This is a genomic window from Pseudomonas sp. PA15(2017) (genome assembly GCF_001945395.1).
In the GTDB taxonomy this organism is placed as follows: Bacteria; Pseudomonadota; Gammaproteobacteria; order Pseudomonadales; family Pseudomonadaceae; genus Aquipseudomonas.
Genome location: NZ_MSXV01000055.1, coordinates 13,373 through 29,219 on the forward strand (window position 1 = coordinate 13,373; position 15,847 = coordinate 29,219).

A 15,847-nucleotide genomic window follows, 5' to 3' on the forward strand; every position below is an offset into this window, starting at 1 on the left:
CGCCACGCCTACCGAACCAGCGGCCTGTCAGGCGTCGGCCAGCCAGGTACGGATCTCGCCGTAGGGATAGTCCTCCAGCGCGGCGAAACCCTTGATCTGCCGGGCCTTGAGACGGGTGAACAGGGGCGAGCTGAGGCCGCAGAGAAAACGTGCCAGGCATTCGTTACCAGGCAGCTCGCCGCCACACGCAGCCTGGTGAGCGGCGATGAATGGCGCGCACAACGCGTTGCGGTCGTACTCCGCCAGGGGTGGCAGCGGTGGCGGTTCGGGCAGCTGGGCGACCTGCCCGCGGCACACCGAGCAATGCCCACAGCGCGATGGCGCCTGCTCGTCACCAAAATAGCGGGCCAGACGATGACTCAGGCATTGCTCGCTGGCGAACAGCGCGAGCATCGCCTGGATCCGCCGGATCTCGCTGCCCTCCTGGGCCACGAAATAGGTATGCAGCTCACTCGCCAGCCCCTGCACGTCGAAGTCCGCCTGGAGCACGGCGTAGACATCGGTCATCTGCTTGCTTTCCAGCTCGATCCAGCCGCGCTCCTGCAGATAGTCCAGCGCCTTGACCACCCGCTCGCGCTGGGCCTGATGCTGGCCATAGAGCGCGTCGAAATCCACGCTGCACCAGGTGCGGGCCCGGGTGGACGCGTTGAAGATGGCCTCGACGAACTGCCGCCGTTCACCCTCGAAGCGTGCCAGCAGGGCTTCCGGCTCGACCAGGTACTTGAAGCGGTACTCGGCGAAATAGGCGTAGCGCGGCGCGATGCTGCCGCGCAGCTCCAGCTGCACCAGCAGGGTTTTGAGCGGCAACTGGCGAATGTTGCTGTGATCGCTCAGTGCATTGATGGTCATTTCCCACTGCCCGCCCTGGCTGTTGCCACGAATTTCCTCGAGCACCCGGACGATACCGCCCAGCTCCGGCGTGTCGCCGTACACGAAGTTTTCCAGCACGTTGAGGCTGTCGCGATTGGCCAGCACCAGGCAGTCGGAGGCCTCGCCGTCGCGGCCGGCACGGCCGATCTCCTGGCTGTAGTTTTCCACCGATTTGGGTAGATCGAAATGCACGACGTTGCGGATGTCGCGCTTGTCGATACCCATGCCGAAAGCGATGGTGGCGACGATGCAGCTCAGCTCGCCGGCCATGAAGCGGCGCTGGATCGCCTCGCGCATCTCGTGGCCCATGCCGGCGTGGTAGGCGCTGACGGACAAGCCCCGCAGGCTCAGGCGTTCGGCGACCTGCTCGGCGGTCTTCTGTTGGGTGACGTAAACGATGCTCGGCTCGCCAACCTTGCCGCCCAGCCACTGCTCGAGGCGCTGCTGCTTGTCGCGGCCGGCTACCGGCTCGACCAGCAGGTTCAGGTTGGGCCGGTAGAAACCGGTGGTGACCACGTCGTCGGCGGCGATGGCGAACTTCTTCTGCATGTCGGCGATCACCGGCGGCGTCGCTGTGGCGGTGAGCAGCAACACCTGAGAGATGGCGAACTGGCGCTGATAGTCCGGCAGCTTCAGATAATCCGGCCGGAAATTGTGGCCCCACTCGGAAATGCAGTGGGCCTCGTCGACCACCAGCAGGGAAATCGGCACCTCGCCGATAAAGTTGCGAAAGCGCTCGTTCTTCAGGCGCTCGACCGAAATCATCAGGATCTTCAGCTCGCCGGCCTTGGCTTTGGCCATGGTCTCACTGACCTGCTCGCGGCTCTGTGCCGAATCGATGCTGGCCGCGCTGATGCCGTGGCGATGCAGGAAGGCGAGCTGGTCCTGCATCAGCGCCAGCAGAGGCGACACCACCAGCGTCAGGTGCGGCAGGTGCAAGGCTGGCAACTGGTAGCACAGGGACTTGCCCGAGCCGGTGGGGAAAATCGCTGCTGCCGAACGACCGGCGAGCACGGCGCTGATCACCGCCTCCTGGCCAGGGCGCAGTTGGTCGAAACCGAAGACACGTTTGAGGGTGGACATGAGCTGTCACTCCGTTGAACAGGCTTCAGGCTTCAGGCTTCAGGCTTCAGGCTTCAGGCTTCAGGCTTCAGGCTTCAGGCTTCAGGCTTCAGGCTTCAGGCTTCAGGCTTCAGGCTTCAGGCTTCAGGCTTCAGGCTTCACAGTGGGCGCTAGCGCGTACAGCTCGTCAAGCGTTTTTCCCGCTTCTAGCCTACAACCTGTGGCCTGCCGCCTGCCGCCAAAAAGAAACCGCCCGAAGGCGGTTTCTTTTGCTCTACCCAGCGCTTAGAGCTGCGGGCCGGCTTTCTTGATGGCGTCGCTGACGTCGAACTTGGTGAAGTTGTCGATGAACAGCTTGGCCAGGCCCTTGGCGGCTTCGTCGTAGGCATTCTGGTCAGCCCAGGTGTTGCGCGGGTTGAGCAGGTTGGTCTCGACGCCCGGTACCGACTTCGGCACATCCAGGTTGATGATCGGCAGGTGCTCGGTCTCGGCATCGATCAGCGCACCGCTCTGGATCGCAGCGATCACGCCACGGGTGGTCGGGATGTTGAAACGCTTGCCGACGCCGTAGCCACCGCCGGTCCAGCCGGTGTTGACCAGGTAGACCTTGGAGCCGAAGGCCTGGATACGCTTGATCAGCAGCTCGGCGTAGACGCCAGCCGGGCGCGGGAAGAACGGCGCGCCGAAGCAGGTGGAGAAGGTCGACTTGATACCGCTGCCCGAACCCATTTCGGTGGAGCCGACCAGGGCGGTGTAGCCGGACAGGAAGTGGTAGGCGGCCTGCTCGTTGTTGAGGATCGACACGGGCGGCAGTACGCCGGTCAGGTCGCAGGTCAGGAAGATCACCGCGTTCGGCTCGCCACCGAGGTTCTTCTCGCTGCGCTTCTCGACGAATTCCAGCGGGTAGGCGGCGCGGCTGTTCTGGGTCAGGCTGTCGTCGGTGTAATCCGGCTTGCGCTGCTCGTCGAGCACCACGTTTTCCAGCACGGTACCGAACTTGATGGCTTTCCAGATCACCGGCTCGTTCTTCTCGGACAGGTCGATGCACTTGGCATAGCAACCGCCCTCGATGTTGAACACCACGCCCTCGCCCCAGCCGTGCTCGTCGTCACCGATCAGGTAACGGCTTTCGTCGGCGGACAGGGTGGTCTTGCCGGTGCCGGACAGGCCGAAGAACAGGGTCACGTCGCCTTCTTCGCCGATGTTGGCGGCGCAGTGCATCGGCAGCACGTCGGCGGCCGGCAGCAGGAAGTTCTGCACGCTGAACATGGCTTTCTTCATTTCACCGGCGTAACGCATGCCGGCGATCAGCACCTTCTTCTGAGCGAAGTTGATGATCACGCAGCCGTCGGAGTTGGTGCCGTCACGCTCCGGCACGCACTCGAAGTTGGCGACGTTGAGAACCTGCCACTCCTGCTTGCCGGACGGGTTGTACTGGGTCGGCTCGATGAACAGCTGGCGGCCGAAAAGGTTCTGCCAAGCGGTGGCAGTGGTCATCTTGACGGGCAGGTAGTGGTCTTCGGCAGAACCTACATGAACGTGGGAAACGAAGCTGTCCTGGGCGTTGGAGAACGCCTGAACGCGCTCCCACAGCGCATCGAACTTGTCCGCTGGAAACTTGCGGTTGATCGGGCCCCAGCCGATGTCGGCCGAAGTGCTCGGCTCGTCGACGATGAAGCGGTCGACCGGAGAACGCCCGGTACGGTGGCCGGTGCGTACAACCAGAGCACCGGTGGACGCCAGTTCGCCTTCACCGCGACGAAGGGCTTCTTCGACCAGTTGGGCAGTGCTGATGTCGGTGTACACAGCGTTGTTGGCTTGCGTCATGTGAGTCCCCGTCGGCCGATCGGCCGAGTCTTCCAAACGTTTGTAGCCATGCAGAGAACAGGGCTACAGCTAAAAAAGTGCGCGGATTATGCCAGAAAAGCGGACCGCGGGTGCAGCCCCCAATCAGAACAGCCTGCGCGTTGCTGGCAGCCCTCAGTGACGGGTGTCGGAGGGCTGTTGACTGCCTCCGCCAGCGAACAGCTGAGCGATGTCGGCGGCGTCGAAGCCGTAGCGTTCGTTGCAGAACTGGCAGTCGATTTCCACGCGGCCATGATGCTCGCTGAGCAGCAGCTCGGCATCGGCCCGCCCTAAACTGACCAGCGCTTTGGCCGAGCGTTCACGAGAGCAGCTACAACGGAAGCGAATGCCACGCGGATCGAACAGGCGAACCGTCTCCTGGTGGTACAGGCGATGCAGCAGGGTCTCGTTGTCCAGGCCCAGCAATTCCTCGTTCTGCAGGGTGTCGGCCAGGGTCACCAGGTGCTCCCAGCTGGCGGCACGCTCGTCGTCGTCGGTCAGGCGATCGGGCGGCAGTTGCTGGAGCAGCAAGCCACGGGCGCGCAGGCCGTCGGCGCACAGCCAGAACCGCGTGGCCAGCTGCTCGGAGGTGGCGAAGTAGTTGGTCAGGCAGTCGGCCAGGGTGGCGCCGTCCAGCGACACGATACCCTGGTAACGCTGGCCCTGCGTGGGGTCGACGGTCATCGCCATCACCCCTTCGGGCATCAGCTGGCGCAGGCCATCGCCTTCGGTGACGCGCTCGGCGTCGTAACGGGCGATGCCGCGTAGGTCACCTTCGCTGGAACACTCCACCATCAATAGCGGCACCGGGCCTTCGGAACGTACCTGCAGCACCAGCAGGCCGTCGAACTTCAGGGTGCCGACCAGCAGGGAGGCGGCAGCCAGCAGCTCACCGAGCAGCTGCGCCACCGGGCGCGGGTAATCGTGCTTGGCCAGCACCTGCTGATAGCTGCCGGACAGCCCGACCAGTTCACCGCGCACATCGGTGTCATCGAAAATAAAGCGTTGGGTGAAGTCGGACATAACGAGTCGCCTGCTCAAGGATGCAAGACAGACCAGGGGCGCACCCGCTGGGCTGGGGGCCGGCAATTTTAGGCGCAAACGCGGCGCCGACCAAGCCGCAGGCGAAGAACGGCTGCTTCCTGCAGCCTGAACGCCGGCTGAACGAAGCAGCGATAGCACCCAGCAGGACGACACGCTTGCCTAGAATCAGCGGTTTTCCTCGAGCCGCCATCATGCATCTCGCCCTCAACGCTCAATGGCGCCCACGCGCCCTGCTCATCAGCCACCTGCTCGTCGCCGTGCTGTTCGCCAGCTGGCTGTGGCCGGTTACCCGCGTGTACTGGAATCAGTTCGACGTCTGGTTGTTCCATCTGCTCAACGACCCCGTACACGCCGCCGGCCTGTGGGCGCATATCTGGGCGATCGGCAGCATGCGCCCGGTGGACGCCGGCGTCGGCGTGGTGATGCTGGCAATCATGCTGCGGGCCGGCCTGATATTTCCGGCCAACCAGGTGCGCACCGGCCTCTATGCGTTTCTGGTCGCCCTGATCGTCATGCTGCTGATGCGCGTGGGCTTTGCCGATCTGGTCGAGTACATGGGCTGGCAGCATGCGAGCCCCTCGCTGCAGGTCGAAGGCAGCGCACGGCTCACCGAGATGTTTCCCGCCTGGGAAGAGCGCTGGGACCTGAAGGACAGCGCCACGCGCAGCTTCCCGGGCGACCACGCCTCGGTGCTGTTGATCTGGGCGATGTTCTGCAGCCTCTTCGTCAGCGGCTGGCGCCGCTTGCTGGCCTGGGCAGTAGCGGTGATCGGCATGCTGCCGCGGCTGGTCGCTGGCGCCCATTGGGGAGCGGATGCCTTCGTCGGTGGAGTACTGCTCAGCGTGCTGGGCATCGCCTGGAGCTGCTACACGCCATTGGCCTACCGAGCCAGCGCCGCCATCGAACGGGCGACGGCACCGCTGATGCGGATTCTGGCCCGCGTGCCGGTGATCGGCGGCTTCGCCGTAATCAGCGGGCGCTGATCACGGCTGGCCGGCTCGCCCAGAGCTGGCCGCCCTACTCCACCCACTCCCCGGAGCCGCCGCGCAGGTAGAACAGCTGCCGGCGCTGCTTCTTGCTCGGCCGCCCTTCGGTCTGTACGCCCAGGGCACCGGCCTTGCGCTGCTCGGCGGCCAACTCGCGGCGCACGATGCTCTCGCCGGTTTCGGCATACAGCGTCTGCGCCTCGGGCGCCCCGCGACGCACCACCGACAGCGCCTGAACCACCACGGTGCGTTCATCGAAACCGGTACGAATCACGTACTCTTCGCCGACCCTGGGTTCCTTGCCCGGTTTGCAGCGCTCACCGCGACAATGCACCTTGCCACCCTCGATCGCCGCCTTGGCGAGCGCACGGGTCTTGTAGAAGCGCGCGGCCCACAGCCACTTGTCCAAGCGAACCTTGTCATCGGCATCCTGCTTTGCCACCCTTACCTCACTCATTGCTGGCTATCATCACTATTCATTGTCACTTGAGCCTGTGCGCATTGTCCCATGCATGCAAGCTCGAGCGATCCTCATTCTGGAGCAGCGGTGACCCACTTTCCCAGCGATCTCGTCCACCCCGAAAAATGCCGTGGCTGCCAGAGCAGCCCGGAGCTGGACTTCGACTTTCATTTCGCCTTCCAGCCGATCATCGACATCCGCAGCCGTCAGGTATTCGCCCATGAGGCACTGGTGCGCGGGCCGGCGGGCGAAGGGGCGCTGTCCATACTCGAGCGCGTCAACGACGACAACCGCTATCGCTTCGACCAGCGCTGCCGCACCCAGGCCATTGCCGAGGCCAAGCAACTGGGCATGGCCAGCTACCTGTCGATCAACTTCCTGCCCAACGCCGTGTATCGCCCCGAGCTGTGCATCCGCAGCACCCTGGAAGCGGCGCGTCAGCATGACTTCCCTCTCGACCGGCTGATTTTCGAGACATTGGAAAGCGATCACATGGCCGACAGCAGGCACCTGACCAACATCCTGCGCCAGTACCGAGAGTTCGGTTTCAAGACGGCCATCGACGATTTCGGCGCTGGCCATTCCGGTCTCACCCTGTTGGCCGATTTCCAGCCTGACCTGATCAAGCTGGATATGGCGCTGATCCGCGACGTCGACCAGGACAAGGCCCGCCAGGCCATCGTGCGCGGCATCCTCCGCATTTGTAACGATCTGGGTGTAACGGTGATCGCCGAGGGGATCGAAACGCCGGGCGAACGCGACTTTCTCGCTGCCAGCGGCATCGACCTGATGCAGGGTTACCTGTTCGCCAAGCCGCAATTCAGGGCTCTGCCGACGATAGCCGAAGCGGCATGGGCATCCGCTACGATCACCCATTGACAGGCGTGCAGCACGGCGAATTTTCAGTACCATGCGCGCCTGATGCCAGCCCTTATAGAGACGGAACGCGTTCTTGAAGACATTCGACCACCTCAACGTGATCGGCCTGCGCGAGTGGGTGAACCTGCCGGAGCTGGGCATCGTCGGCCTGCGCGCCAAGATCGACACCGGCGCCAGCACGTCGAGCCTGCACGCCAGCGACATTCAGCCGTTCGAGCGCGACGGCGAACGCTGGGTGCGCTTCACCGCCTACATCGGCACCCAAGTGCAGCGCCGCCATCGCTGCGAGGCGCGCCTGGTCGCGCTCAAGACCATCAAGAGTTCCAACGGCCAGGCCCAGAGCCGCTACGTGATCCGTACCAGTCTGATGCTGGGCGATCTGCAGTGGCCGGTGGAGTTCACCCTGGCCAGCCGCAAGACCATGCGCTATCGCATGTTGCTCGGTTCCAAAGCCCTGGTCGACGGCCAACTGGTGGTCAACCCGGCGCTCACTTACGTACAAGACAAACCTGTGCTTCCCGACCCGACCGGTGCCCAATGAAAATCGCTGTGCTGTCGCGCAATCCGCGCCTGTATTCCACGCGTCGCCTGGTCGAAGCCGGGCAACAGCGCGGCCATGAAATGGTGGTGATCGATACCCTGCGCGCCTACATGAACATCGCCAGCCACAAGCCGCAGATCCATTATCGCGGCAAACCGCTGGAAGGCTTCGACGCGGTGATCCCGCGTATCGGCGCCTCGGTGACCTTCTATGGCTGCGCGGTGCTGCGCCAGTTCGAGATGATGGGCGTGGTGCCGCTCAACGAATCGGTGGCCATCGCCCGCTCGCGGGACAAGCTGCGCTCCCTGCAGTTGCTGTCGCGGCGCGGCATCGGCCTGCCGGTGACCGGCTTCGCCCACTCGCCGGACGACATTCCCGACCTGATCCAGATGGTCAACGGCGCGCCGCTGGTGATCAAGGTGCTCGAAGGCACCCAGGGTATCGGCGTGGTGCTGTGCGAAACCGAGAAGGCCGCCGAATCGGTGATCGAGGCCTTCATGGGCCTCAAGCAGAACATCATGGTGCAGGAGTACATCAAGGAAGCCGGCGGCGCCGACATCCGCTGCTTCGTGGTCGGCGACAAGGTCATCGCGGCGATGAAACGCCAGGCCAAGCCCGGCGAATTCCGCTCCAACCTTCACCGCGGCGGCACCGCCAGCCTGATCAAGATCACCCCGGAAGAACGCATGACCGCCATCCGCGCCGCCAAGGTCATGGGCCTGTCGGTGGCCGGCGTCGACATCCTGCGCTCCAACCACGGCCCGCTGGTGATGGAGGTGAACTCCTCGCCCGGCCTGGAAGGCATCGAAGTGACCACCGGCAAGGACGTTGCCGGAATGATCATCGGCTACCTGGAAAAGAACGGCGGCCCCAACCTGACACGCACCAAGGGTAAAGGATGAGTACAGCCTTCAAGGGCCGTGTGGCCCTGATCGCCCCCGCCTCGGCAATCGCCAACGAGATCTTCGACACCACCCTGGCGCAACTCGACGTGCAGGGCATCGATTACCACCTGGGGCGCCACGTGCGCGCCCGTCATCGTTACCTGGCGGGCACGCCGGCGCAGCGCCTGGACGACCTGCACGAAGCCTTCAGCCTGCCGGACATCGACGCCGTCTGGTGCCTGCGCGGCGGCTACGGCAGCGCGCAGCTGCTGCCGGGCATCGACTGGCCATTGTTGCAGCGCGCCAGCCCAAGGCCGCTGATCGGTTACTCGGACCTGTCGGTGCTGCTCGACGCCTTCGCCCGCCACGACCTGCCCGGCATCCACGGCCCGGTGGCCACTGCCCTCGGCCTGCAGGCCCTGTCCGCACCGGCCGGCCAACGCGAGTGGCTGGCGTCGATGCGCTCGCTGTGGGATCTGCTGCAGGACCGCAGCCACTCGCTACCCGTACGCCACCTCAGCGGCCCGCAAACTGTCGTCGAAGGCCCGCTGGTCGGCGGCAACCTGACGGCGCTGGCCAGCGGTTGCGGCACAGTCGCCGGCATGCAACTGCCGGACGATGCCATCCTGATTCTCGAGGACGTCGGCGAGCCGTACTACCGCCTGGAGCGCAGCTTCTGGCAACTGTTCGAAAGCTTCGCCGAGCGCCGCCCGGCCGCGTTGTGCCTGGGCAGCTTCACCGACTGCCCACGGCGCGGCGTGCAGCACAGCATCGAGGAAATCATCGGCGAGTACCTGGCACCCTTCGACATCCCGCTCTACGGCGAGCTGCCCAGCGGCCACGGCGACGCCAACTTCGCCTGGCCGTATGGCCGCAAGGCGCGCTTGCAGGGTGACGAACTGAGCTGGTGAAGACTCAGGAACGGGCCTGGTGCGGCCGGCCCATTCGCGCCACGAACTCCGCCTCGACCATCGGCCTGCCCAGCAGATAACCCTGACCGAACTCGCAACCCAGACGCTTCAGGTGCTCGAGCTGGTCGCTGGTTTCGATGCCCTCGGCCACGCACTCCAGGCCCAGGTTGCGGGCGATCATCAGGATGGTTTCCACCAGCAGCACGTTACTGCCGTTGCCGCTTGCCCCTAGATCCTGGGTGAAGCTGCGGTCGATCTTCAGCCGGTCCAGCGGCAGGCGCTTGAGATAGGTCAGGGACGAATAGCCAGTGCCGAAGTCGTCGATCGAGAAGCGTACGCCGAGCTTCTTGAGCGCGCGCATGTTGGCGATGCACTGTTCGACGTCCTCGAGTAGCACGCCTTCGGTGAGCTCCAGCTCCAGGGCCGCGGCCGGCACGCCGTAGCGTTCCAGGCAGCCACGTACCCGCTCGACGCACTCGCGGCTGCGCAACTCGCGCGGGCTGAGGTTCACCGCCAATACCACGTCCGGGTACTCCGCCTGCCACCCCTGCAGGGTGGCGCAGGCCCGTTCGAGCACCCAATTGCCGATGTCCTGAATCAAGCCGGTTTCTTCGGCCAGGGGAATGAAATGACCTGGCAGAATCTCGCCCTTTTCCGGGTGCGCCCAGCGCACCAGCACCTCGGCACCGATCAACCGGCCATCATCCAATTGCAATTGTGGCTGGAACACCAAGTAAAGCTGCTCCCGGGCAATCGCCTGGCGCAGCTCGCCCTGCAGCTGCAGACGCTGGTCGATGGCTGCCTGCATGGCGGGTGCGAAGAAGTGCAGGGCGTTGCGCCCACCCTGCTTGGCACGGTACATGGCGGTGTCGGCCTGTTTGAGCACATCGGCGGCGTTCTGCTCTCCGAACGGATGCAGGGCGATGCCGATGCTGGCGCTCATGGACAACTCGTGACCGTCGATCACGCAGGGCCGTTCCAGGCTCTTGAGCAAGCGCTCGCCAACCAGCGCAGCCTGCTCGCCCGCCAGTTGGGCATTGGCATCCAGGCCCTCGAGCAGCACCACGAACTCATCACCGCCCATGCGCGCGAGGGTGTCTTCGGTACGCAGTTGCCCTTCCAGACGCGCGGTCACCTCTCGTAGCAGGCTGTCGCCGACCAGGTGGCCGAGGCTGTCGTTGACCGTCTTGAAATGGTCGAGGTCGATGAACAGCAGCGCGCCCAGGCTGCCCTGGCGTATCTCACGGTCCATGGCATGCTGCAGGCGGTCGAGCATCAGCCGGCGGTTGGGCAGGCCGGTGAGTTCGTCGCTGTAGGCCAGGCGTTCGATCTCCCGCTGGTAACGCTGGCGCTCGGAGATATCGGTGACGCTGCAGCGAATCAGCACCGGCTCGCCCGGCAGCCGCACAAGGCGTACTTCACAGGGAAACTGCCGACCGCCGCTATCCTGGTGCAACCATTCGAACACCGGCACCTCACCGCGCAGGGCGGCCTTGAGGTAGTGTTTGGCAGCCTCGGAGGACGGCCTGCCGTCGGCCTGAAGCTCCGGGCTCAGTTCGAAAGGCCAGCGACTGAGCAGCTCCTCGCGTCGATAGCCGAACAGGCGCAGGGCGTTGCCGTTGAAATCGACCATGCCGCCCTCTTCGCTATAGAGCATGATCGCCTCGGGCGCATGCTCGACGACGGTGCGATAGCGGGCTTCGGCTTCGTAGCGCGCGCTGATGTCCTCGACCAGCAACAAGAACATGCTGACGCCGCCATTGGTGCGTCGCACCGCACGCAGGTGCAGGCGCGTCTGCACCGGGCTGCCGTCGCCGCGCAGGAAATTGCGATCGCGCTCGAAGCCCTCGCGGCTGCCGCTGAGCACTTCGTCGAGCAGGGGCTGCTCGGCCTCCAGGTCCTCGGGGCTGCTGATGCTGGCCCAGCTGGATTCCATCAGTTGCTCGCGGCTCAGGCCAAGGATGCTGCACAGTTTGAGGTTGACCTCCGACCAACCGAAGGTCGGGGTAATCAGCGCCATGCCGATCAGCGGCGCCTCGAAGAACAGGCGCAGACGATCGTCGCGCTCGCGCAGTTGCTGCTCGGTGCGGCGCCGCGCAGTGATGTCCTGAGCGGCACCATAGATGCGTACCAGCTCGCCACCGTCGCGCTCGGCCACGCCCAGTAGCCTGACCCAGCGCGTGCGGCCCTTGGCGGTACTGCCGCGCACCTCGATGTCGAACTGGTCGTCGCCCTTGTACACCTTCTGCAGGGTGCGGCCGATCAGCTCGCGACCAGGCGCATCGAACTGATTCAGCGATTCCTCGAAGGACGGCGCACCGCTTTTCGGGTCCAGCTCGTAGATGGCGAAGCAGCCGGCGCTCCAGTACATGCTCATGTCACGCATGTTCAGCGACCAGCCGCCCAGGTCGGCGATGTTCTCGGTCTGGGTGAACAAATGGCTCTGCTGTTGCAGGGCCTCGCTCTGGCGCACCATGTCCTGGGCCAGTTGCTCGCGTGCGCTGACGTCCTGCTGCATGACGATGAAGTGACTGACGCCTTCCTCGTCGCGCATCGGCGCCAGAATCACTTCGCCCCAGAAGGCTTCGCCGCCCTGGCGCTGCAGGCGCAACACGGCATTGCCGGGCACCTCGCGGCGAATGGCGGTTTCCAGCACATGCAGGCCTTCGTGGCGTTTCTCGCCGCGCAGCAGCTCGAGGAGGCTGAGGCCGAGGGTCGCATCGGCCTCGCGCCCGCTGATCTGTTCGAAGGCCGGGTTGCAGTAGATCAGCGGCAATTCGGCCTGTCGCGCATCGGCGATCAGCACCCCCAGCGGGCTGGCATCCAGCGCCGAATGCGCCAGGTTCAGTTGGCGCTGCACTGCCGCGCTATGGCTGAGGGCCAGGCGCAGGTCAGTGAGGCTGCGGCCGATCAGCAGCGCGGCCAGGACGAACAGCAGGATGCCGAAGTGCAGCTCGACACGCTGCGGATCGGTCCAGCTGCCGCCATCGGTGACCGCATGAAACCAGGGCAGCACCAGGATGGCGACGGCGCTGATCGCAGCCCCGCATACCGCCCCGGAGAACCCCCAGACCAGCGCGAGACCCAGCATGACCAGGCCTACGGCTGGCATCTTCAGGGGCGCAGGCAACAGCTCCACCAGCACCGGCAGGCAAACCAGCACCGGCAGCAGTAAGTACGGCGATGGCAGCGTGCGCAAAACCCGGGGCACCTGCAGCAGCGGCGTCGCGATGCCCGCTGCCCGCATCAGCCAGCTGCGCCGGCGCAACCAGGGGCTGAGATAGGTCAGCAGGGGAATGGATATAACCAGCGCGGTCAGGCTGTCGGCCAGCCAGAGCGCCAGAACCAGCTGCGGCTCCTGCGCCATGGTCAGTTCGTCGAGCAGCAACCGACAGCCGATCAGCAGCAGGCAGGTGACTGCCGCCGGTATCAGCACACCGAGCAGGATGAAGCGCAGCAGGTGACTGATGTCCGGCAATGCCGCATCGAATGGCCGCCAGCGCAGCGACAGGTAACAGCAGGCGACGCCCAGGGTTTCCGGCGCCGCATGCAGTGGCGCCTGGGGCCAGTCCAGGCCCCACAGAGGCGCGCAAAGCAGCGCATTGGCGTAGAGCGCCCACAGCACCCGCGGCCCCCACCAGAGCACCAGTACCAAGCCGAGGGCGAACGGCAGGTAGAGAATGCCCAACCCACCCTCGAACTGGGTGGCCAGGGACAGCTGTGTAGCCAAATGGAACGCAGGCAGTGGCAACCACCAGGTCCAGAACGGCAAGCGTTCGGCAGTGCTGGGCATACGAACCTCATATCGCTATGCCAGCACAGCATGAAGCAGCCTATCAGGGCTGTACAGGTGCCTGCATCGAGTTAACAGCCTAGTCGAGAATCAGGCCGCGTCGCGTGGCAACACCAACCCCAGAGGCAGACAAATACGGGCCTCCAGCCCACCACCGGTACGATTGCGCAATTCCACGCTGCCGCCATGCAGCGAAGCGATGCGCTTGACGATTGCCAGCCCCAACCCGGCTCCCTTGCCACCGCGGGCGCTGTCGCCACGGATGAACGGGTTGACGATATTGCTCAGCTCGCTCGGATCGATGCCGGCGCCGCGGTCCATCACGCTCAATACCACGTAAGGCGCACTGGGGTCACCGGCCACTGACAGGACGATTTCCACCGGGCTGCCGCCATAGCGCAGGGCATTTTCGATCAGGTTGACGATCAACCGTTTGATCGACACCCGGCGCAGCGGAAAGGCCGGGATCGGTTCGAGGAACAGGCGCACCTGTTCGCCCTTCTGGTTGTAGGGGGCGACCACCTCGCGAATCAGCTCGGGCAGCACCAGGTCTTCGACGGGCTCGTCGCGACCGTCGCGGATGAAGGCCAGGAACTGATCGAGAATGGCGTCCATGTCCTCGATATCGCGCACCATGTCGTCGGTCAGCTCGGAATCGTGGTCGAGAAACTCCAGCGACAGCCTCAGCCGCGTCAACGGCGTGCGCAGATCATGGGACACCCCGGCGAGCATCAGCTCGCGCTCGCGCCCGGCCTGCTCGACGTCCTCGGCCATCTGGTTGAAGGCGCGGTATACCTCGGTCATTTCGCTCGGCGTATCGCCCACCGGCAACCGCACGCTGCGGCCCTGGCCAAACTGCCGGGCAGCGATCACCAGGCGCTTGAGCGGCGCGCTGAGCTGGCGCACGAAAATCCACGCCGCCGCTGTGGACAACAGGCCGATGCCCAGAAACCAGCCCAGCACGCTCCAGATCCGCTGGCCACGTAGCGGGTGCGGGTAGAGCGGTACGCGAACCCAGTCCTCGCCCAGGGTCGGTGCATGCACCCACAGCGCTGGCGGGCTCTTGGCGCGGACCCGGGTTTCGGTATCCGGACCGAGTTCGGACTGCATCTGCCGCTGGAAGATCTCGCTGTAGGGCCAGTGCTCCTCGCTGGCCGGCACTTCGGCGCGCGTCACCCGCTTGAGGCCGGCGGCCTCGGCGATGCTGGCGCGATCCTCGGGATCCGCCGCCCAGTAAGCGCGCAGGGTCAGGGCCGCGCCATGGCTGTACTGACGATCGACCAGCACGTCCTCGTTCATCATCAGGTAGACGAGGGTCAGCGCCTTGGAGAACAGCACGACGATCAGCACCAGCCAGAGGGTGCGCGAGAAGAAACTTTGCGGAAACCAGAGAGGAGCTTTCATAAGGACAGAAGCCGGGGCAGAACGCTGAGGGCGGGAAACTTAACGCAAAAGGGCTGGTTTCGGTGGCCAGCCCTTTTGTGTTCGATTGGCCAACAGGCCGTTGAGATACCTGGGCCAGGCAACCAGTGCACTGACGATGGCGACTCCGCGAGAGCGGGCGAACGCGCACGGTGGCCGAGCAGTAAATACGCAGTTTGGCCGGGGCTGCCCAGCCTGTTCTCAACGCCGCGATGGCAACGCAGGAGGCTTCTCACCGGTCTGTCATTTGTTGCCGTCCGGCACGAATACATAACCCACGCCCCAGACGGTCTGGATGTAGCGCGGCTTGGACGGGTCCGGCTCGATCAGTCGGCGCAGACGGGAAATCTGTACGTCGATGGAGCGCTCCAGGGCATCCCACTCGCGACCGCGGGCCAGATTCATCAGCTTGTCGCGGGTCAGCGGCTCGCGGGCATGTTGCACCAGCGCCTTGAGCACCGCGAACTCGCCGGTGGTGAGCATGTGCACCTCGTCGCCCTTCTTCAGCTCACGAGTGGCCAGGGACAGCTCGTAATCACCAAAGGTGACGCTCTCGTCTTCGCTGCCCGGCGCGCCCGGCACGACCGGCGCCTGACGGCGCAGCACGGCCTTGATGCGAGCCAGCAGTTCGCGCGGGTTGAAAGGCTTGGCCAGGTAATCGTCGGCACCGATCTCCAGACCCTGGATACGGCTGCCTTCGTCACCCTTGGCAGTGAGCATGATGATCGGCACCTGGTTGTTGGACGCGCGCAGACGGCGGCAGGCGCTCATGCCATCCTCGCCGGGCAGCATCAGGTCGAGCACCACCAGGTTGAACAGCTCGCGCGATAGCAGGCGGTCCATCTGCTCGACGTTTTCCACGGCGCGGACGCGATAGCCCTGCTCGTCGAAGAAACGCTCGAGCAGGCGACGCAGACGGGCGTCGTCATCGACAATCAGGATCTTTTCGCCTTCAACCGGTGGTACTGCAGTACTGCTCATAGAAGCTCCTTGACCGAGAGTCCGCGACGCGTTGCGCCCGGCTGACCGGCGGCATTATGGCTCAGAGGCCGTGTAGACCACGTATTGTCCATTGTTAGCAGATTTTTCGCCGTTGTTGGCGCACTTCGCACCAATTCATGGTCTGACAGCCGCCAACGGCGAGTGGCCT

The 15,847-nt window shown here is 64.7% G+C and carries 12 protein-coding genes; 5 read left to right on the forward strand and 7 right to left on the reverse strand.

What is annotated here, in order from left to right; all coding sequences use genetic code 11:
- Window positions 1-27: 27 nt before the first annotated feature.
- The 3 genes from BVH03_RS19835 to hslO all read right to left on the reverse strand — a co-directional run bounded on the left by BVH03_RS19835 (window position 28) and on the right by hslO (window position 4,800).
- Window positions 28-1,953: an ATP-dependent DNA helicase RecQ gene (locus BVH03_RS19835; RefSeq protein ID WP_075962791.1), complete on the reverse strand. Its 1,926-nt coding sequence runs from the start codon at window positions 1,951-1,953 to the stop codon at window positions 28-30.
- Between the two features lie 264 nt (window positions 1,954-2,217).
- A complete protein-coding gene (locus BVH03_RS19840) occupies window positions 2,218-3,759 on the reverse strand; it encodes a phosphoenolpyruvate carboxykinase (RefSeq protein ID WP_075962792.1) in 1,542 nt (513 codons plus the stop codon).
- Window positions 3,760-3,912: 153 nt separating this feature from the next.
- Window positions 3,913-4,800: an Hsp33 family molecular chaperone HslO gene (gene hslO, locus BVH03_RS19845; RefSeq protein ID WP_075962793.1), complete on the reverse strand. Its 888-nt coding sequence runs from the start codon at window positions 4,798-4,800 to the stop codon at window positions 3,913-3,915.
- 212 nt (window positions 4,801-5,012) lie between these two features.
- Here hslO and BVH03_RS19850 point away from each other — a divergent pair, with 212 nt between their 5' ends.
- Window positions 5,013-5,804, forward strand: a complete 792-nt coding sequence (locus BVH03_RS19850; protein WP_075962794.1) for a phosphatase PAP2 family protein — start codon at window positions 5,013-5,015, stop codon at window positions 5,802-5,804.
- Window positions 5,805-5,838: 34 nt separating this feature from the next.
- Here BVH03_RS19850 and BVH03_RS19855 read toward each other — a convergent pair whose 3' ends face one another.
- Complete coding sequence (locus BVH03_RS19855; protein ID WP_075932320.1) at window positions 5,839-6,264, reverse strand: RNA-binding S4 domain-containing protein; 426 nt, start codon at window positions 6,262-6,264, stop codon at window positions 5,839-5,841.
- A gap of 90 nt (window positions 6,265-6,354) precedes the next feature.
- Here BVH03_RS19855 and BVH03_RS19860 point away from each other — a divergent pair, with 90 nt between their 5' ends.
- The 4 genes from BVH03_RS19860 to BVH03_RS19875 all read left to right on the forward strand — a co-directional run bounded on the left by BVH03_RS19860 (window position 6,355) and on the right by BVH03_RS19875 (window position 9,482).
- On the forward strand, window positions 6,355-7,146 hold the full coding sequence (locus BVH03_RS19860; protein WP_075962795.1) for an EAL domain-containing protein: 792 nt from the start codon (window positions 6,355-6,357) through the stop codon (window positions 7,144-7,146).
- A gap of 106 nt (window positions 7,147-7,252) precedes the next feature.
- The gene (locus BVH03_RS19865) at window positions 7,253-7,687 is read left to right on the forward strand and encodes an ATP-dependent zinc protease (RefSeq protein WP_168172937.1); all 435 of its coding nucleotides are present in this window, start codon (window positions 7,253-7,255) and stop codon (window positions 7,685-7,687) included.
- Window positions 7,684-8,589, forward strand: a complete 906-nt coding sequence (gene rimK / locus BVH03_RS19870) for a 30S ribosomal protein S6--L-glutamate ligase (RefSeq protein WP_070884623.1) — start codon at window positions 7,684-7,686, stop codon at window positions 8,587-8,589. Before BVH03_RS19865 ends, rimK begins: the two co-directional genes overlap by 4 nt.
- Window positions 8,586-9,482 carry an LD-carboxypeptidase gene (locus BVH03_RS19875; RefSeq protein WP_075962796.1) on the forward strand — a complete coding sequence of 299 codons (897 nt, stop codon included), beginning with the start codon at window positions 8,586-8,588 and terminating at the stop codon, window positions 9,480-9,482. The genes rimK and BVH03_RS19875 overlap by 4 nt, the downstream gene beginning before the upstream one ends.
- 4 nt (window positions 9,483-9,486) lie before the next feature.
- On the opposite strand, the gene BVH03_RS19880 is transcribed toward BVH03_RS19875, so the two are convergent.
- From BVH03_RS19880 to ompR, 3 genes are all read right to left on the reverse strand, one after another.
- Window positions 9,487-13,275, reverse strand: coding sequence for an EAL domain-containing protein (locus BVH03_RS19880; protein WP_075962797.1), 3,789 nt, complete (start codon window positions 13,273-13,275; stop codon window positions 9,487-9,489).
- 90 nt (window positions 13,276-13,365) lie between these two features.
- A complete protein-coding gene (locus BVH03_RS19885) occupies window positions 13,366-14,679 on the reverse strand; it encodes an ATP-binding protein (RefSeq protein ID WP_075962798.1) in 1,314 nt (437 codons plus the stop codon).
- A 261-nt stretch (window positions 14,680-14,940) separates the two neighbouring features.
- Window positions 14,941-15,678 carry a two-component system response regulator OmpR gene (gene ompR, locus BVH03_RS19890; RefSeq protein WP_075962799.1) on the reverse strand — a complete coding sequence of 246 codons (738 nt, stop codon included), beginning with the start codon at window positions 15,676-15,678 and terminating at the stop codon, window positions 14,941-14,943.
- Window positions 15,679-15,847 lie beyond the last annotated feature (169 nt).